Here is an 18263-nt window from a genome sequence, read left to right as displayed (position 1 = left end):
TGGGGGCGGAAAGGCAAACCTTTCCCCAACCGCAGGCTGTCATCCCGGCCGAGCGCCTTGCTCGCGTGGCGAGCCGCGCGAGAGCCGGGATCCACGTTCCCCAGCGATTGCAGGGATACGTGGGTCCCGGATAGCCGCATCGCGCGCGGCGGCTTCCGGGATGACTCCGAGAAAACGGCAAACACTTGAATTCTCTGCGCTGATAGACATTGTCTACCTTCCGGGAGAACAAGTTGGCGCAAGACAGACCCATCGGCATGCAGGACATCGGGCTCGCGCAGCTCTCCGAGCGCTCGCGCGACATTTTTCGCCAAGTTGTCGAGAGCTATCTCGCGACCGGCGAGCCGGTGGGATCGCGCAATCTTTCGCGACTGATCGCGACGCCGTTGTCGCCCGCTTCGGTCCGCAACGTGATGTCGGACCTCGAAGCGCTCGGCCTGATCTATGCGCCGCATACATCGGCAGGACGTTTGCCGACCGAGGTAGGCTTACGCTTCTTCGTCGATGCGCTGATGGAAGTCGGCAATGTGGGTGAAGCCGATCGCCGCTCGATGGAGGAGCGCGTCGCCGGCAGCGGCCGCACGCTTGAATCCGTATTGCACGAAGCGACCGGGATGCTGTCGGGCCTCACACGCGCCGCCGGCGTGGTGCTCACCGCGAAAGCGAATGCACGGCTCAAGCATATCGAGTTCGTGCGGCTCGAACCCGAGCGTGCGCTGGTCGTGCTGGTTGCCGAGGACGGGCAAGTCGAAAACCGAATCGTTGCGATTCCGGCGGGGCTACCGACGTCCTCGCTCATCGAAGCAACGAATTTTCTCAACGCGAGCATTCGGGGCCGCACGATCAGCGAAGCGCGCGCCGAACTCGATCGCGCGCTGGAGAAGAGCCGCGCCGAGCTCGATCAGCTGACCCAGAAGGTGATCTCCGAAGGGCTCGCGAGCTGGTCCGGCGGCGCGCATGACGAGCGGCGTTTGATCGTGCGCGGGCATGCGAATCTGCTCGACGATCTCAAAGCGCTGGAAGACCTCGAACGCGTCCGCCTGTTGTTCGATGACCTCGAAACCAAGCGCGGCGTGACCGATTTGCTCGGCCGGGCCGAGCAAGCCGAGGGCGTGCGCATTTTTATCGGTTCGGAGAATAAGCTGTTCTCGCTGTCCGGCTCGTCGACGATTGTCGCGCCATATCGCGACAATTCGGGACGTATTGTCGGGGTCATCGGGGTGATTGGGCCGACACGGCTCAATTATGCGCGCATCATCCCGATGGTCGATTATACCTCCCGGTTGGTGAGCCGTGTGATCGGCGGTTAGGCAAAACTGCTCACCGGAACTTGATTTTTGCCGCTCCAGCCCTGATATCCGGGGCTGAAACAGCTTCCACCACGATGGATAGACGACATGACCGACAACGGCGCCAAAGCGCCTGAGCCGACGGACCCGAACATTGAGGCAGCAGCCCCGGAGGCCGCGCCCGAAATCGATCCGCTCGAGCAAGCCATCAAAGAGCGCGACGACATGCGCGATCGCTGGATGCGTGCGCTCGCCGAAATGGAAAACCTGCGCCGCCGCACCGAGCGTGAGGTCGCGGATGCCCGCACGTACGGAATCACGGGTTTTGCACGCGACATGGTCGGCATTTCCGACAACATGCGCCGCGCGCTCGATGCCGTGCCGGCGGAACTGCGCGCCAGTGCGGAGAGCGGGCTGAAGGCGCTGATCGAGGGCGTCGAGCTCACCGACCGCGAACTCGTGAAGTCGCTTGAGAAGCACGGCGTGAAAAAGATCGATCCGAAGGGCCAGAAGTTCGACCCGAACTTCCACCAAGCGATGTTCGAAATGCCGGATCCGAGTGTGCCGGCCGGAATGGTCGCGCAGGTTGTGCAGGAAGGCTTCGTCATCGGCGATCGCGTGCTGCGTCCTGCCTTGGTTGGCGTGTCGAAGGGCGGTCCGAAAGTGGCTCCGACGGCGGCCTCGAACGACGACGAAGCAGTGAATACGCGCGGGCAGGGCTGAGCTATTGCGTCGACCGCTTCGACGAAGCGAGGCCGAGGAACACGAGTGCTGCGCGATTGATGCGCAGCACGTCTTCGTCGTCGAGCCGTCCGAGCCGTGAACCGACTTTCGATTTAGGGACCGTCGTTATCTTGTCGACCATTAGCCGGCTTGCGATACGCAAGCCGTTCTGTTCGCTCGGCTCGATCAGAAGTCGGAAGATCGGCGCGTTGGTTGTGTTCGTTGTCAGCGGACAGATCGTGATCGAACTCGTCGCGTCGAAGCTATCGTCTTGGATGATAACGATGGGGCGCGGTTTTCCCGCGTAGTCCGGCCCGCCAGAGGCCGTCCAAACTTCCCCACGTTTCATTCGTCGGTCCATTCGGAGATTGCGTCGACGAAGGCTTGATCGTCCGCTTCCCCGGCACTGCGTGCGACCGCACGCGACTGGCGATGCGCTTCTGAGCGAAATGCCGGGGCATGGACATCCGGCACCCAGATTTGGATCGGTCGCAAGCCTTGGTTGCGCAGGCGCTGGCGATGCTCCTGCACTTTCACGCGGGTCGACTTCGCTTGCGATCTCGGGGCCATCGTTCCACCAGTTTAGGTTACATGTAACTCATAATTTAGCTTTTGGATAGTCCTGCGCCATTCCGCCGCTTGCAGCTAAGCCGCCATAGCTTGGCTATACGGCCTTTGCCATGATACCTCCGCTGTCACCCTGGAATCGGTTCGTCTCACGGCGCGCCGCCAGGGTGTTTTGTCTGTCGGGCGTAAAAAGAAACCAAGGACAACGACGTTGGCGCCGCGCAACCGCGACCGTGAAAAGCAACGTGAGGAACGGAGAGAAATCATGTCGATGCCGCAGGCTGGCCAATCGAGCGGGATGCGTGTGCTCGGCTGGGGGACTTGGGTGTTTCTCGGTCTCGTCGCTCTCGCGCTATTCTTCGTCTTTTCGGCGGCTCCGTTCTTCACGGTGGAGCAGGGCGAAGCGGGCGTGGTTCTCCGCTTCGGCAAAGTGACGAAGATCGCGCCGCCGGGCCTCAATTTCAAACTGCCGGTGATCGATCGTGTGACGCGGATGTCGACGCGCACCGAGAAACGCATCTACGACAAGGTGCTGTCGTATTCGCGCGACGTGCAGGAGGCTTCGATCCGTCTTTCGGTCAACTACCGCGTGCCGTTCGACAAGATCGACGAGATTTACTCGACCTACGGCACCGAATATCCGGAGCGGACGATCGATCCGATCGTGCCGGACCGCTTGAAGAAGGTGTTTGGGCAGTATCAGGCGCAGCAGGTGGTGACGGATCGCGTGCGGCTCGGTCAGCAGATCGAGGAGGCGATCAAGACGTCGATGCCGGACGGCATCATCATCGAGAGCGTGCAGTTCGAAAATATCGATTTCTCGGCGAATTACGTCCGCGCGATCGAAGCTGCCGCGCAAGCGGAAGCACAGACGCGGCAGGCGCGTAACGAACTCGAGCGCGAGAAGGTCGAAGCCGAAAAGCGCATCGTGCAGGCGCAAGCGCAGGCACAGCAGACGCGCGAGCGCGCACAGGCCGAGGCCGACGCGATCCGCCTACGCGGTAACGCTGAAGCCGGCGCTATTGCCGCGAAGGCGAAAGCGTTCCTCGACAATCCGGGCTACGCGAGCCTCGTTGCGGTCGAGCGCTGGAACGGCGTCCTGCCGCAGACAATGCTGCCGGGTTCAGCCTTGCCGTTCATCCCCGTGCCGCAAGGCGACACGTCGTCGCCGACGCAGCAGCAGCGGCCTGCAGCGGCAGCGCCGCGATAGAGAAAGACGCTCGATCGGGCGGGGCTTAGTTTTTTCAGCCGTCATCCCGGCCAAGCGACGACCGCTTTGCGGCCGTACGCGCAAGCCGGGACCCACGTATCCGTTGATAACGATCAGCTCAGGGATACATGGGTCCCGGATAGCCGCTCGCTCGCGCATTCGCGCTGCGAGGCGGCTTCCGGGATGACAGCCGAAACAGATTCGATATCCTGAAAATATTCCTTGACATAAATTCCTAACTTCCGCATCTTGTTCGCACTCAAGGCCACGGGGGACGTCTTCCGGAGACGTTCGCAGGATGGGCTTTTGGGACGGTGCCCGCGGGCGGGAGTCGTAACCCCGCACTCGGGCGGTTCGGGGCTCCGCCCTCCCGGCATTACGACCGGGGCGCCAGGAGCTGGCTTGAGGACGTGGCCGCAAGGCCGTCCGAAGCGCGGCCCGAACCGCGGCGGACGTGGTCCGCTCAGAGCCGTGGTGGAGCGTCGGGAGGCGAGCGCGCGGCGTTCCGCGCGATGCCGCAGCCCGAAGCGATGCGGTCCGAAAGGACCGCGTCGTGGCAGCGGAGACGTGTTTGCGCTTCCCGGCGCTCCACTCTCCCCCGGTCCGGTTCTGCCGGACGCAGCATAACTCGGAGCGGAAGCTCGCGAGAACGCGAGCGGCTGCCTGCGTGAATTGCGCCGGTTATTTCGGGCCGATGCCGTCGCGCAGTTGACGCAGGCGCGGATAGTGCGTCTCCCACGCGTCTTTGTTGGTCACGGCGAATATCTTCATGATCGTGCCTTGGCCGAAGCGGATCCATTGGATCGCTTTAAGGTCGTTGTTGGACTTTGCATCCTTCGCGTCGATCTGAAGTTCGTAAGCCTGTTGATTGGCGATGCGCAGCGGCGACGCTTGCGTCACGCGAACATCTTTCAATGCCCCTGTCTCGCCAAGCAACCGGCGCGCGATGCCGTCGCGCTCCTCCGGCTTCGGCTGCTGCGGCATCGGCGCGATCGTGATCATGATCAGCGGCTGTTCAATGATTTCGACCGCATCCTTCGGACCTTCGGTCAGCATCGCGGCGTTGCCGGGCTGCACGCGGACGAAGCGATAACCGGCAAGATCGTTGATCGCGAAGGGGAGCGCGGCGAGATATTCTTCGTTCGGAACCGTCTGACGGATCGTGACGGTGTCGAGCGAAGCGCGAACGGCGTCGTAAGGGGCGAACTCCTTCACGGCGTCCGGCACTTCGACGACGACAATGCCGGTAATGTCGCCGGAGCGAACGGCCATCGTCCATTTGAAAACCGGACCCTGCGGACTGTTCAGCGTGCCTTTGAGGATGAAGCCCTTCGCGCCGCTCTTGAGTTCGACGTCCTCGCGCGTGATGAGGCCGGGCGCTTTTTTGAGATCCTCGTCGACCTCCTTCTGCAGGCCCTCGAAGACATAGCCCGGCAGTTCGCTGAGCAGCATGCGGATCGCGCGATCGTTGTGCTCGAAGCCCGGGAAGGTCGGGCTGGCGACGAAATTCGGCGGCGGCACGATGCCGACGCGCAGCGTCGCCGGATAGGTCGGCTCCTGCGCGAACGCCACAGCGCTCCAGCATACGAGGACGAGCGCGGCAGTCCCGCGCGCGAAAAACTCAAGCATTTCTGGTCCGTTACAGTCTCGGGAGGCCCACTATTGCGCCTTAAGCTTCGGCTGCACAACCCAAGGCTTCGTGAGGGTCAGGCTGCGATATCGGCAGTTTGAATGCGTTTGACGCCCGCGGCCAACATGTCGGCCCAGGCTTTGGCGAGCGAACCCTGCGCATCGATGCCACGCGTTGCGTCTTCGATCACGGTAACTTCGAGGCCGGCTTTTCGCGCATCGATCGCCGACCAGGCAACGCAGAAATCGGTGGCGAGCCCGACGACGAACAGCTTCGTCAAGCCACGCTCCTTCAGATAGCTCGCAAGGCCGGTCGATGATTTCTTGTCGGCTTCGAGGAAAGCCGAATAACTGTCGACCTCGTTGTTGAAGCCTTTGCGGATGATGAGCTGCGCGTGCGGCAAATCGAGATCTTTCGCCAGCGCCGCGCCGTCTGTGCCTTGCACGCAGTGATCGGGCCACAAGACCTGATCGCCGTAGGGTAACTTCACGACGTCGAACGGCTTCTTTCCGGGATGGCTCGACGCGAACGAGATGTGCCGCTGCGTATGCCAGTCCTGCGTGATCACGACATGCCGGAAGGCTTTGCCGAGCTGATTGATGAGCGGGATGATTTGCTCGCCGTCTTTCACGGCGAGGCTGCCGCCCGGAAGAAAGCAGTTCTGCACGTCGACGACGATCAGCACGCTTTGCGCGTCCGGCTTGATCTTGTCGGCGGCCCATAGCGGCGATGACGCGAGCGCCGAAGCCATCAGAGTTGCGGTGCCGGCGAGCCATTGGCGGCGATCGAGCATGCGGACCTCCATCGGTAATGTTCGGCAGCTTAGACCGGCTTGAAACCGGCGGAAATGGCGTATTCGGCTCAAAAACGAGGCGGCCCGGTTTCGAAAAGCTTAACGACCAGGCGCTATGCTCCGGCGCGAAAATTGTGCCGGAAAATCCATGGCTTCGACAGCCGAAACTTACGCGAAAAAGACCGAAGCGGTCGGCGTTGCGCCGGCCGTTTGCCTCGGGCTTGTCGTCGCGATCTTTGCAGTGAGCCGGTGGTGGCTCGGAACCGATACGGATGTCAGCTGGCTGATCACGGCCAACGAGAAGCTGCTCGATGGCGGGCGGCTCTACATCGACGCCATGGAGAACAATCCACCGGCGGCGGTTTACATCTACACGCTTCCTGTGTGGCTGGCGCGGGTACTTCATCTGCGGCCTGAGCTTGTCGTCGACTTATCGGTGACGGCGTTGGCAGTCGCATCGCTTTGGTTCGCGGTGAGCCAGGTACGCAAGAGCGCGGCGTTGTGTTTGCTCGCGATGCCGGCGCTGCTGCCGATCGCGGCCGCGATCCTGCTCGTGCTCCCAATGATCACGTTCGCTCAGCGCGAGCATATCGGCGTTATCACGTTCTTGCCGACCATGCTGCTCGCGCTGCGTCGTGCCGGCGGCGAAACGCCGTCGTGGGGCGAGATTTTCATCGCAAGCCTTGGTTCGGCAATAGCCGTTGCAGTTAAAGCGCCGCTAGCGGTTGCGCTGCTCGGTTTTCTGCTGGCAGCGACGTGGCATGCGCGTAGCCTGCGCGTTCTACTCGCGCCGGAGAATTTCATCGCGGCAGGATGGTTCGGCCTCTACACGGCGGCGATTTATGTTTTCTGCCCGCAATACTTCACTGACATCGCGCCGGTTGTCGCCGAGACGCTGCTCACGTACCGCATCGCTTGGGGTGATCTCCTGGCGCAACTGCCGATCCCGTTGTGGGTCGTGTGTCTCGTGCTCGTTGCGCTCGTTTGTCCGCGACCATGGCCGACTTCGGTGCTTGCGCTGGTCGCAGCTTCGGTTGGCGGTTTCGTCGCTTATGTGATCCAAGGCAAGGGCTGGAGCTACCACATGGTTCCGATGCTCTCCTTCGCGCTGTTCGCGCTTGCAATCCCGCTCACAAAGCTTGTTGAGCAGAGGCCGGCGGACGTACCGCTCCGGATCCGCGGCATTGCTTTCGTGGCGACCCTCGGTGTCGTTTTGCTTGGCACGCTCGCGTGGATGACGATGAGTGGCCGGCTGATCGAGATCGCGCCAGCGATCGCGCGCATGCATCCGCATCCGAAGATGCTGATGATCGGCAACAACATCGGTATGGGCCATCCGCTCGTCCGCGTGGTCGACGGCGTTTGGGTCGGGCGACTGCAGCAGATGTGGGCGAGTGCCGGCGGCAATCGTTATCGCGCGACTCACGAGATCGATGCCGCGACCGACGCGCGGCTTCGCTCCTACGACGAGCGCGAGCGAAGGATCGTGACCGAAGATATCGCGCGCCATGCGCCCGATTTCATCCTGTTCGGCAAGAGTTCGGTCGACTGGCAGGCCTGGGCGCGGCGGAGCCCGGACCTAGCTCGGTTGCTTGACGGCTACGAAGAAGTCATGCCGGTGCGCGGCGGCTGGCTATGGCGGCGGAAGACATGAGTCAGGTGCTTGATCAGCGGGTCGCAACGCCGCTGTCGCCGCGAGCCGTCGGAGCAACGGGGGCGGCTGCCGCTTTTGCTTTGATCTGTACCGCCGCGCTTCTGCTGCGCTGGCGATACGGCACCGACACCGACGTTAGCTGGATCATCACGATCAACGAAACGCTGCTTCGCGGCGGGCGTCTTTACGTCGATGTATTCGAGCCGAACCCGCCGGCCAGCGTGTTGATCTACATGTTTCCCGTTTGGACGGCGCAACTGATCGGCGTTCGGCCGGAACTTGCTGTCGACTTTTTTGTATTCGCGCTCGCGGGATTCTCGCTCGCGTTGACGATGCGGCTTGTCCGCGGAACGTCGATTTTAGGAGATGCAGAGCCGGTCGCCTTCTGCCTTGTCGGTTCGGCTGTGTTCTTGATCTTGCCGACTTTGACCTTTGGCCAGCGCGAGCATATCGCGACGCTGCTGCTCCTACCTTCGTTGTTTGTGCAAGCCCGTCAGGCAGAGAGATCTGTCGCGCCGTTTGGCTGGGCGCTGCTGGCGGGGATCGCCTCGGGAATCGCGGTTGCGGTCAAGCCGCCACTCGCAGCAGTCGTCGCGGCCGGTGGTATCGCGGCAGCTTGGCGCTCTGGTCGGCTCATCGGGCTTTTTGCCATCGTCAACGTAGCGGCCGCGGCGGTCGCGCTTCTCTACGTCGTAGCGGCCTGGTGGTTCTTTCCAGAGTTTTTCACCGTCATTTTGCCGATGGTCGCGGACACCTATACGTGGCTGCGCGAACCGTTGTGGCTCCTTATTCTGCAGCCTGCCTTGCCGTCTCTCCTGGTTCTCGTTGTCATCGGTTTGATGATCGAGCGTGGACGATGGCCGGCCGCAACCGTGGTCCTTTTCGCGGGGGCGGTCGGAGCGGCAGTTTCCTTTTTGGTTCAAGGCAAGGGCTGGGCGTACCACGCTTACCCGATGCTGGCGCTCGCATTGACTGCCCTCGGGATTCTCGTCCTTGGGTCGCGCCTGTCATCGCGCCGAATCGGACTAGCAATGGCGTGGGCGCTGGCCGTAGCGATTTTTGGGGGTATTTGGCTGGCCTCCGACGAGGCAGAGCCTGAAATTGCGGTGCGCGCCATGCTGGAGCGCGTGCGCCCGCATCCCACGATGCTCCTGATCGGCTCCAACATCAGCACGGGGCATCCGTTGGTGCGCCGGCTCGGCGGGAGGTGGGTCGGCACGCTGCCGTGCATCTGGGCCGCGCACGGCGCCCGGCTGCGTCGCATGTTCGGCGGCGTCAGTCCTGAGGCCGACCGGCGGCTCGATGACCATATCGCTCGCGAGAAGGCCGTTCTGATCGCCGATATTCGGGATAAGAAACCCGAGGTCATCTTATTTAATCACTACGCGTTCGATTGGTACGCCTGGGCGAAATCGGACCCGGTGATTGCCGAACTGCTCAACGATTATGAGCAGGCTACCACCATTCAGGGCGGCACGTTGTGGTGGCGTCGCCGTTAGGCCTGGAACCCAAGATTTTCCCGATTTCTCCATGCGGCACAGCAATTTCCTTTACCCCGCTGCCTTGCGGCGAAATGCGGCCTCTCCTATATGCCCCTCGAAGCCGCGGATTCGCGGCGCAAGGGTAGCAAAGGGGGCCTTTGAGGGCTGATCCGACGGCACATGGGTGCCTTAAGGACGCCCCTTCCGGGAGCTGATTTCAGGCCCGGGCTGGCCTGCCGCAATGAGAGGGAAGTTTTACTATGGCTAAAGTCATCGGCATCGATCTCGGCACGACGAATTCGTGTGTCGCGGTCATGGAAGGCTCCACACCGAAGGTCATCGAGAACGCCGAGGGCGCGCGCACGACGCCGTCCATCGTCGCCTTCACGGACGACGGCGAGCGTCTCGTCGGCCAGCCGGCCAAGCGCCAGGCGGTCACCAATCCGGAACGTACGTTTTTCGCGGTCAAGCGCCTGATCGGCCGTCGCTACGACGACCCGACCGTCGCCAAGGACCAGAAGCTCGTCCCCTACAAGATCACCAAGGCGTCGAACGGCGACGCGTGGCTCGAGGCGGACGGCAAGACCTATTCGCCGTCGCAGATCTCGGCATTCACGCTGCAGAAGATGAAGGAAACCGCCGAGGCGTATCTCGGCCAGAAGGTCGAGCAAGCTGTCATCACGGTCCCGGCCTACTTCAACGACGCGCAGCGCCAAGCGACCAAGGACGCCGGTAAGATCGCCGGTCTCGATGTGCTCCGCATCATCAACGAGCCGACGGCGGCTGCGCTCGCTTACGGTCTCGACAAGCAGAAGACCGGCACCATCGCGGTCTACGATTTGGGCGGCGGTACCTTCGATATCTCGATCCTCGAGATCGGCGATGGCGTGTTCGAAGTGAAGTCGACGAACGGTGACACGTTCCTCGGCGGCGAAGACTTCGATATGCGTCTTGTCGGCTACCTCGCGGACGAGTTCCAGAAGGAGCAGGGCATCGACCTGCGCAAGGACAAGCTCGCGCTGCAGCGCCTCAAGGAAGCTGCCGAAAAAGCGAAGATTGAGCTCTCCTCGACGACCCAGACCGAGGTCAACCTGCCGTTCATCACGGCGGACGCATCCGGTCCGAAGCATCTGACGCTGAAGCTGACGCGCGCCAAGTTCGAAGCGCTGGTGGACGACCTCATCCAGCAGACGATCGAGCCGTGCCGCAAGGCATTGAAGGACGCCGGCGTTTCCCCGGCCGAGATCAACGAAGTCGTTCTGGTCGGCGGCATGACCCGTATGCCGAAGGTCCAGGAAGTCGTGAAGCAGTTCTTCGGCAAGGAGCCGCATAAGGGCGTGAACCCGGACGAAGTCGTGGCGATCGGTGCGGCCGTGCAGGCCGGCGTTCTCCAGGGCGACGTCAAGGACGTGCTGCTGCTCGACGTGACCCCGCTTTCGCTCGGCATCGAGACGCTGGGCGGCGTGTTCACGCGCTTGATCGACCGCAACACGACGATCCCGACCAAGAAGTCGAACGTCTTCTCGACCGCCGAAGACAGCCAGAGCGCGGTGACCATCCGCGTCAGCCAAGGCGAGCGCGAGATGGCGGCCGACAATAAGATGCTCGGTCAGTTCGACCTCGTCGGCATCCCGCCGGCGCCGCGCGGCGTGCCGCAGATCGAAGTCACGTTCGACATCGACGCGAACGGCATCGTCAACGTGTCGGCGAAGGACAAGGGCACCGGCAAAGAACAGCAGATCCGCATCCAGGCGTCCGGCGGTCTGTCCGACACCGACATCGACAAGATGGTGAAGGACGCCGAGGCGCATGCGGCTGACGACAAAGTCCGCAAGGAGAAGGCGGAAGCCAAGAACCACGCGGATGCGATGGTCCACGCGACCGAGAAGGCGCTGTCGGAGCACGGTTCGAAGGTCGGCGAGGCTGAGCGCCGCGCGATCGAGGACGGTCTCGCAGCACTGAAGGAAGCCGTGAAGGGCGACGACGTCGAGGACATCAAGACCAAGACGAACGTGCTTGCGCAGGCCTCCATGAAGCTCGGCGAAGCGATGTATGCGCAGAGCCAAGCTGAAGGTGCCGAAGGTCAACCGGGCGCCGAGGCTGGTGCCAAGAAGGAAGATGTCGTTGACGCGGAGTTCACCGAAGTCGACGACGATAAGAACAAGAAGAAGTCGGCGTAAGACTCATGCCTTGCGTTCGATAAAGACATAACAGGGGCCGCTTCCGGGACTCGGAGGCGGCCTTTGTCTTTCAAAGCGTGCGGTTCAGCGCCCGAGCGAGCGCTGCCAGGTGCGACACGACAGAGAATATGATGGCCAAGGTCTGCTACTACGAAACGCTCCAAGTCACGCGTCAGGTCAGCGACGGCGAACTCAAGACGGCCTATCGCAAACTGGCGATGCAGTGGCATCCGGACAAAAATCCGGGCGACCAGGCGGCCGAGTCGAAGTTCAAGGAAATCAGCGAAGCCTATGACGTCCTGAAGGACGGACAGAAGCGCGCCGCCTACGATCGCTTCGGTCACGCGGCGTTCGAGAATGGCCACGGTGCGGCTGGACAGGGCGGCGGTCCGGGCTTCGGCGCCGATTTCGCATCGACCTTTGCGGATATTTTCGAAGGCGTCTTCGGCATGGGCGGGGCTCGGCAGGCGGGTGGCCGCGCCGGCGGCCGTCAGCGTGGCGCCGATCTTCGCTACAATCTCGACATCACGCTGGAGGAAGCCTTCGCGGGCAAGACGGCAGAGATCCGCATCCCGACTGCGGTCGCGTGCGAAGCTTGTTCTGGCACCGGCTCGAAGCCCGGCTCGAAGCCGAAGACGTGTCAGACCTGCGGCGGCGCCGGACGGCTGCGCCACAGCCAGGGCTTCTTCACGATGGAGCGCACCTGCGCAAGCTGCCAGGGGCGCGGCCAGGTGATCGACGATCCATGCGGCTCATGCCAGGGCGGCGGCCGTATTATGCGCGAGCGCACGCTGTCCGTGAACATTCCGGCGGGTGTCGAAGACGGCACGCGCATTCGTCTCTCGGGCGAAGGTGAGGCGGGCGAACGCGGTGGTCCGGCCGGCGATCTCTACATTTTCCTCGGCATCGAACAGCATGCGTTCTTCCAACGTGATGGTGCGGATCTGCACTGCCGCGCGCCGATCTCGCTGGTGACCGCGGCGCTCGGCGGAACGTTTGAAGTGCCGACGATCGACGGCGGCAAGACGCGCGTGAAAGTGCCTGAAGGCACGCAGTCTGGGCGCCGATTCCGGCTGACGTCGAAGGGTATGCCGGTGCTGCGGCAACGGCAGGTCGGCGACATGTACGTTCAGGTTGTCGTCGAGACGCCGCAGAATCTCAGCAAGAAGCAGCGCGAGCTGCTGCAAGAATTCGACAAACTTTCGTCCAAGGAAACCCACCCGGAATCGACAGGATTCTTCGCCAAAGTGAAGGATTTCATCGATGGGCTGGGGAGTGCACAGCGACAATAGCTGCCTATGACTTGACCATGTGGCTTGTGGGCACTACCCATAGGGGTTACGATTGTCACATAACTGACAAAGATGCGAACTCAGTCCCTTACGCGCACCCAGAAGCCTCTTCGTCTCGATGACGAAGTGCACTTCATTCGTTCGTGGCTCGAAAAGCCGCTGGCGATTGGTGCTGTCACGCCGTCAAGCCGCGCGCTCGCGCGCACCATGGCGCGTTACGTCGATCCGACCGGCGAAGGCCCGGTGGTCGAGCTTGGACCGGGTACTGGCCCGATCACCGAAGCCCTCATCGAGCACGGCATCGCGGAAAACCGCCTGGTGCTGATCGAGTTCAATCCGACATTCTGCCAGTTGCTGCGAACGCGCTTCCCGCGCGCGACGGTTGTGCAGGGCGATGCTTACGCTCTGAAAGAGACGCTGCACGGCATCGTCGACAAGCCGGGCGCTGCCGTCGTGTCGGGGTTGCCGCTGTTCACCAAGCCGCTGCGTATGCGCGTTCGCTTGCTGCGCGAGGCTCTGACGCTGATGAAGGCCGATGCGCCGTTCGTACAATTCACCTACGCGGTTGTGCCGCCCATCCCGAAGTCGATCGGTGGCGTGCGCGTCGAAGCGTCCGATCGCATCTGGAAAAACCTGCCGCCGGCGCGCGTGTGGGTCTATCGCAAGCGCTAAGCCGCCGGCTTAGCGCATGGCCAATCCGAAAATCCTGGTCTTCGCCGGTTCGATCCGCAACGGGTCGTTCAACGCTCGTCTTGCCGCGCTTGCCGTCAAGGAGCTGGTGATTGCGGACGCCGAGGTGACGCACATCTCGCTCGGCGATTTCCCATTGCCGCTCTACGACGGCAATCTCGAGACGCTTAACGGGCCGCCCGACAACGCCTACAAGCTCAAGCGGCTGTTCTGCACGCATGAGGGCATCTTCATCGTCAGCCCCGAATACAATGCGTCGGTGACGCCGCTGCTAAAGAACACGATTGACTGGGTGTCGCGGGTGCGCGAGGGCCGGGAAGTTCCGCTGGCCGCCTATAAGGACCGCGTGTTTGCGATTGCGGGGGCATCGCCGGGACCGTTCGGCGCGATGCGCTCGCTGATGGCGCTGCGGCAGGTGTTGGAAGTCGGCTGCGGCGCTTTAGTCATTCCCGAGATGGTAGCGGTGCGCGAGGCAACCAACGCGTTCGACGAGCGCGATAATTTGACCGACACGCGGGCCGCCGGTGCGCTGAAGAATGCGGTGCAGCGGTTGGTCGATGTGGCAAGAAGTTCGGCAATAGGCAGTGGGCAGTAGGCGGTCGGTTTCAGACAGTTTCGACTGCTGACGCAGCAAGCCCGACTGCCTCTTTGCAATCGACTCTCCGAGAATCGAGTGATACCAAGCGGCGCGAAAGGATGCCGCATGACGCTTGACCCCCGTGACCGCATGATCGTCGCTCTCGATCTACCGGGTGTCGAACAAGCGCAAGCGATGGTCTCGCAGCTCGGCGAGGCGGTGACCTTCTACAAGGTCGGCTACCAGCTCACCTATGCGGGCGGTCTCGATTTCGCCAAGCGCCTGATCGGCTCGGGCAAGAAGGTCTTCATGGACCTCAAGCTCCACGACATCGGTAACACGGTTTCGCGCGGTGTCGAGAGCATTGCCGGCATGGGCGCGACGTTCCTGACTGTGCACGCTTATCCGCAGACGATGCGCGCGGCGGTGGAAGGGCGCGGCACTTCGGGGCTGCGCATTCTCGCCGTGACGGTGCTGACGTCCTACGACGAAGCCGACATGAAGGATGCGGGCTACGCTTACGGTGTGAAGGACCTCATCAGCCTGCGCGCGCGACAGGCGCATGAGATCGGCATCGATGGCCTTGTGTGTTCGCCGGAGGAAGCTGCAACTCTGCGCCCGATCGCGGCCGACAAGATGGTGCTGGTGACGCCGGGTGTGCGTCCGGCCGGTGCCGATGCGGGCGATCAGAAGCGCATCATGACGCCCGGCCGCGCGATCCGTGAAGGCGCGGATTATCTCGTCGTCGGCCGGCCCATCACGGCCGCGAGCGATCCGAAAGCCGCCGCCGAAGCGATCGTCGCCGAAATCACCGAAGCAAAATCACAATAAGAACCGGAGAGAAACCATGGCCAAAGGTTATTGGATCGGACGCGTCGATGTGAAGAACGAGGACGGCTACAAGCCCTACGCGGCCGCGAATGCGGCGATCTTCAAGAAATGGGGCGCACGCTTCGTCGTGCGCGGCGGAAAATACGATAATCCTGAAGGCGCTGCGCGCGGCCGCAATGTCGTGATCGAATTTCCGGACGTCGCCACGGCGCGCGCCTGCTACGACTCGCCGGAATATCAGGAGAACATTCTGCGCCGCGCGCCGCATTCGACGGCCGACATCATCATCATCGAGGGTTATGACGGCCCGCAGCCGGCGGAATCGTAAAGGACGGCCATGTCGGATTTGAGAGTGGTGATCGCAGGGGCGGGCGGGCGCATGGGCCGCACGCTGATTCGCGCCGTATCGGAAGCCAGCGGGTTCACGGTGGTCGGCGCGCTCGATGTGTCGAACTCACCGAATATCGGCCAAGACTCCGGCATGCTGGCCGGCCTGCCGGCGAACAACATCAAAATCACCAGCGATGCCGAGGCGGCGCTAAAAGCCGCGCACTGCCTGATCGATTTCACGATCCCGGCTGCGACGGTCGCGTATGCGGCCGTGACCGCCAAGACGCGCTGTGTCCACGTCATCGGGACGACCGGTCTCGGCGCGATCGACGAGAAGCAGATCGCGGATGCGGCGACCGAAACCGTGATCGTGAAATCGGGCAATATGAGCCTTGGCGTCAATCTGCTTGCGGCGCTGACGAAGAAGGTTGCGGCGGCACTCGATGCGGACTTCGACATCGAAGTGCTGGAGATGCATCACAATCAGAAGATCGATGCGCCGTCCGGAACGGCGTTGCTGCTCGGTCGTGCCGCAGCGGAAGGCCGCGGCATTGATCTCGATGCACATTCGCAGCGCGTGCGCGATGGGCATACGGGCGCGCGCAAGCGCGGCGACATCGGCTTCGCGACATTGCGCGGCGGCAACGTCGTCGGCGATCACACTGTGATGTTCGTCTCAGGGTCGGAGCGCATCGAGCTGTCGCACAAGGCGAGCGATCGCATGCTGTTTGCGGCTGGCGCATTGAAGGCCGCTGTTTGGGGCCGTAAGCAGAAGCCCGGATTGTATTCGATGATGGATGTGCTCGGTTTGAGCGATTGAAGGAAGAAGAGATGACCGAACGACTTCTCGTGCTCGTGCGCCACGGGCAGAGCGAATGGAACCTCAAGAACCTTTTCACCGGTTGGCGCGATGTCGAATTGACCGAGAAGGGCGTTGAGGAAGCGAAGGCCGCCGGCGCGAAGCTGAAGGCGCAGGGGTTGACCTTCGACGTCGCCTATACGTCGGCGCTCAAGCGCGCGCAGAACACGCTCGATCTCGTGCTCGGCGAGATGGGTTTGAAAGATATTCCGATCACGCGCGACCTTGCGCTGAACGAGCGCAACTACGGCGATCTCAACGGCCTCAACAAAGACGACGCGCGCAAGAAGTGGGGCGACGAGCAGGTGCTGCAGTGGCGCCGCTCGTACGATATCCCGCCGCCGGGCGGCGAGAGCCTGAAGGATACGATCGCGCGCGCGCTGCCGTACTACGTGCAGCACATTCAGCCGGGCGTGCTGTCGGGCAAGCGCACGATCATCGCGGCGCACGGAAACTCGCTGCGCGCGCTCGTGATGGTGCTCGAGCAGCTTAATCCGGAGCAGATCCTCAAGCGCGAGCTCGCGACGGGCGTGCCGATCATCTATCGACTCAATGCGGATTCGACGGTGGCATCGAAAGTCGATCTTGCTGCGTAAGGAAATCTGAAGCGCCGTCATGGCCCGGACAAGCCGGGCCATGACGCCTCAGCTAGTTCACGGCCGCCTTGCCGGCTTCCCAGCCGAGCATCGCGCGCTTGCGCGTCATACCCCAGTGATAGCCCGTGATGTCGCCGCTCTTGCCGAGCACGCGATGGCACGGGACGACGAACGAGATCGGATTCTTGCCGACCGCGGCGCCGACGGCGCGCGGCGCCTTCGGTTTGCCGATGTGGTTGGCGATGTCCGAATACGTCGTCGCGCGGCCGAGTGGGATCGACAACAGCGTGTCCCATACGCGAACCTCGAAGTCGGTCCCGATGAGCACGACGCGGAGCGGTTGATCCGGACGCCAGCAGGCCGAGTTGAAGATGCGCTCGGCGACCGGCGCAGTGTCCACATAGTTCTCGATATAAGTCGCAGCCGGCCAGCGCCCGCGCATATCGTCGAGCGCTTCGCGTTCTTCGCCGGGGTCCGCGAAGGCAAGGCCGCAGAGGCCACGCGGTGTCGTCATCACGAGCGCGATGCCGAACGGCGAGGGGTGAAAGCCGTAAGTCACGACGAGGCCTTCGCCGCCGGTTTTCCATTCGCCGGGAGACATCGACTCGTGGGTGACGAACAAGTCGTGCAGGCGGCCTGGGCCGGACAAGCCGACTTCGTAGCTTGCGTCGAGCACGCTGGCGGAATCGCGCAGCAGCTTGCGCGCGTTGTCGAGAGTGATCGCCTGCAGGAAGGCTTTCGGCGTGAGGCCGGACCAGCGGCGGAACAGGTGGTGCAGGTCGGTGACTGGCACGCTGATCGCGCTCGCAATGGTTTCGATTTCGGGCTGCTCGCGCCAGTTCTGCGAGATGTAGGCGATCGCCTTGCGGACGACCTCATAGTCTTCGCCTTGGGCGATCAGCGGCAGCGTGTCGGGGATGCGGTCGGGAGATAGCATGGCTCTCTCTTTCATGTCAGATCATGCTCCCTCAATTAGGCCGCTCAACGCGCCGCAACCACCCGGTTTCTGGCTTCGTTTCGAACGCGCTCACGACGCAAAAACGTTGCGGGTTGGGCCGCGTTTGGCTTCGTTCACGGCTGCCGTCAATGCGGTGGCGAAGCTGGCTTTTTCTTCAGGGCCCAGGTGGATCGCGACGTTTAGTCGGCTGCCGCGTGCGACGAGCATGAGACGCGTCATGCCGAACTCCTCGACGCTTTCGCTTTCGATCTGCGCCCAGAGCGGATTGATGCGCCATTCCTGGCGATTGCCACGATGGTCGACCCGCACGACCTCGATCTCTTCGTAGCGCACGACGACGCGTTCGTAGGCGTTGGCGCGGCGGTAGTTGGTGCGGAAGGCGAGGAAAACCAGCACCACGTCGAGGCCGAAGAAGCCGAAGATCGGCCACGCGCCTATGCGCGCGAAGATGACGCCGGAGACGAAGCTCGCGGCGCCGAAGACCGTCATCAGCACGATGAAGCCGGTGCGGCCGAGCGAACGATGCGGCGTGATCACGGCAGAAAAGATCGGCCGTTCGCCGCTCTCCTCGCCGGTATTGTTGCCGGTATCCATGCGGCCCAA

19 protein-coding genes are annotated in these 18263 nt (G+C 62.7%); 13 read left to right on the top strand and 6 right to left on the bottom strand.

Annotation, left to right across the window (positions count from 1 at the left end):
* The first annotated feature begins 233 nt into the window (after positions 1 to 233).
* Together hrcA and grpE are read left to right on the top strand one after the other, a co-directional pair.
* Positions 234 to 1310, top strand: a complete 1077-nt coding sequence (gene hrcA, locus GJW30_RS21615; RefSeq protein ID WP_172887605.1) for a heat-inducible transcriptional repressor HrcA — start codon at positions 234 to 236, stop codon at positions 1308 to 1310.
* 87 nt (positions 1311 to 1397) lie between these two features.
* Entirely contained in the window at positions 1398 to 2012 is a 615-nt protein-coding gene (gene grpE, locus GJW30_RS21610; protein WP_096358422.1) for a nucleotide exchange factor GrpE, read from the top strand.
* Between the two features lies 1 nt (position 2013).
* On the opposite strand, the gene GJW30_RS21605 is transcribed toward grpE, so the two are convergent.
* Together GJW30_RS21605 and GJW30_RS21600 are read right to left on the bottom strand one after the other, a co-directional pair.
* Entirely contained in the window at positions 2014 to 2361 is a 348-nt protein-coding gene (locus tag GJW30_RS21605; protein ID WP_096358421.1) for a type II toxin-antitoxin system PemK/MazF family toxin, read from the bottom strand.
* Positions 2358 to 2582: an antitoxin MazE family protein gene (locus tag GJW30_RS21600; protein WP_096358420.1), complete on the bottom strand. Its 225-nt coding sequence runs from the start codon at positions 2580 to 2582 to the stop codon at positions 2358 to 2360. Before GJW30_RS21600 ends, GJW30_RS21605 begins: the two co-directional genes overlap by 4 nt.
* A 262-nt stretch (positions 2583 to 2844) precedes the next feature.
* Between GJW30_RS21600 and GJW30_RS21595 the strand changes: the two genes are divergently transcribed.
* Positions 2845 to 3789, top strand: coding sequence for a prohibitin family protein (locus GJW30_RS21595; RefSeq protein ID WP_096358419.1), 945 nt, complete (start codon positions 2845 to 2847; stop codon positions 3787 to 3789).
* 681 nt (positions 3790 to 4470) lie between these two features.
* Here GJW30_RS21595 and GJW30_RS21590 read toward each other — a convergent pair.
* Both GJW30_RS21590 and pncA read right to left on the bottom strand, forming a co-directional pair.
* Positions 4471 to 5418, bottom strand: coding sequence for a hypothetical protein (locus tag GJW30_RS21590; RefSeq protein WP_096358418.1), 948 nt, complete (start codon positions 5416 to 5418; stop codon positions 4471 to 4473).
* Between the two features lie 77 nt (positions 5419 to 5495).
* A complete protein-coding gene (gene pncA / locus GJW30_RS21585; RefSeq protein ID WP_096358994.1) occupies positions 5496 to 6212 on the bottom strand; it encodes a bifunctional nicotinamidase/pyrazinamidase in 717 nt (238 codons plus the stop codon).
* Positions 6213 to 6360: 148 nt separating this feature from the next.
* On the opposite strand from pncA, the gene GJW30_RS21580 reads away from it, so the two are divergent.
* From GJW30_RS21580 to GJW30_RS21535, 10 genes are all read left to right on the top strand, one after another.
* Positions 6361 to 7866 (top strand): hypothetical protein, encoded by a 1506-nt coding sequence (locus GJW30_RS21580; protein ID WP_096358417.1) that lies wholly within the window; start codon positions 6361 to 6363, stop codon positions 7864 to 7866.
* Positions 7848 to 9365 carry a hypothetical protein gene (locus GJW30_RS21575; protein ID WP_096358416.1) on the top strand — a complete coding sequence of 506 codons (1518 nt, stop codon included), beginning with the start codon at positions 7848 to 7850 and terminating at the stop codon, positions 9363 to 9365. The genes GJW30_RS21580 and GJW30_RS21575 overlap by 19 nt, the downstream gene beginning before the upstream one ends.
* A 242-nt stretch (positions 9366 to 9607) precedes the next feature.
* Positions 9608 to 11527, top strand: coding sequence for a molecular chaperone DnaK (gene dnaK, locus GJW30_RS21570; RefSeq protein WP_096358415.1), 1920 nt, complete (start codon positions 9608 to 9610; stop codon positions 11525 to 11527).
* Positions 11528 to 11655: 128 nt separating this feature from the next.
* Positions 11656 to 12819, top strand: coding sequence for a molecular chaperone DnaJ (gene dnaJ, locus GJW30_RS21565; RefSeq protein ID WP_096358414.1), 1164 nt, complete (start codon positions 11656 to 11658; stop codon positions 12817 to 12819).
* Positions 12820 to 12891: 72 nt separating this feature from the next.
* Positions 12892 to 13491 (top strand): class I SAM-dependent methyltransferase, encoded by a 600-nt coding sequence (locus GJW30_RS21560; protein WP_096358413.1) that lies wholly within the window; start codon positions 12892 to 12894, stop codon positions 13489 to 13491.
* Between the two features lie 16 nt (positions 13492 to 13507).
* Complete coding sequence (locus GJW30_RS21555; protein WP_096358412.1) at positions 13508 to 14104, top strand: NADPH-dependent FMN reductase; 597 nt, start codon at positions 13508 to 13510, stop codon at positions 14102 to 14104.
* Between the two features lie 108 nt (positions 14105 to 14212).
* On the top strand, positions 14213 to 14917 hold the full coding sequence (gene pyrF / locus GJW30_RS21550) for an orotidine-5'-phosphate decarboxylase (protein ID WP_096358411.1): 705 nt from the start codon (positions 14213 to 14215) through the stop codon (positions 14915 to 14917).
* Between the two features lie 16 nt (positions 14918 to 14933).
* Positions 14934 to 15245 (top strand): DUF1330 domain-containing protein, encoded by a 312-nt coding sequence (locus GJW30_RS21545; protein ID WP_096358410.1) that lies wholly within the window; start codon positions 14934 to 14936, stop codon positions 15243 to 15245.
* Positions 15246 to 15254: 9 nt separating this feature from the next.
* Positions 15255 to 16067, top strand: coding sequence for a 4-hydroxy-tetrahydrodipicolinate reductase (gene dapB / locus GJW30_RS21540; protein WP_096358409.1), 813 nt, complete (start codon positions 15255 to 15257; stop codon positions 16065 to 16067).
* 11 nt (positions 16068 to 16078) lie between these two features.
* Positions 16079 to 16702 carry a 2,3-bisphosphoglycerate-dependent phosphoglycerate mutase gene (locus GJW30_RS21535; protein WP_096358993.1) on the top strand — a complete coding sequence of 208 codons (624 nt, stop codon included), beginning with the start codon at positions 16079 to 16081 and terminating at the stop codon, positions 16700 to 16702.
* Between the two features lie 52 nt (positions 16703 to 16754).
* Here the strand turns inward: GJW30_RS21535 and GJW30_RS21530 are convergent, their stop codons facing one another.
* Positions 16755 to 17639, bottom strand: a complete 885-nt coding sequence (locus GJW30_RS21530) for a methylated-DNA--[protein]-cysteine S-methyltransferase (RefSeq protein WP_096358408.1) — start codon at positions 17637 to 17639, stop codon at positions 16755 to 16757.
* A 90-nt stretch (positions 17640 to 17729) separates the two neighbouring features.
* Positions 17730 to 18254: a DUF2244 domain-containing protein gene (locus tag GJW30_RS21525; RefSeq protein WP_096358407.1), complete on the bottom strand. Its 525-nt coding sequence runs from the start codon at positions 18252 to 18254 to the stop codon at positions 17730 to 17732.
* Positions 18255 to 18263 lie beyond the last annotated feature (9 nt).

The organism is Variibacter gotjawalensis, from assembly GCF_002355335.1.
Taxonomy (GTDB): Bacteria; Pseudomonadota; Alphaproteobacteria; order Rhizobiales; family Xanthobacteraceae; genus Variibacter; species Variibacter gotjawalensis.
The sequence above is the reverse complement of the archived record's forward strand: the minus strand, read 5'-3'. Positions and strand labels throughout refer to the sequence as shown.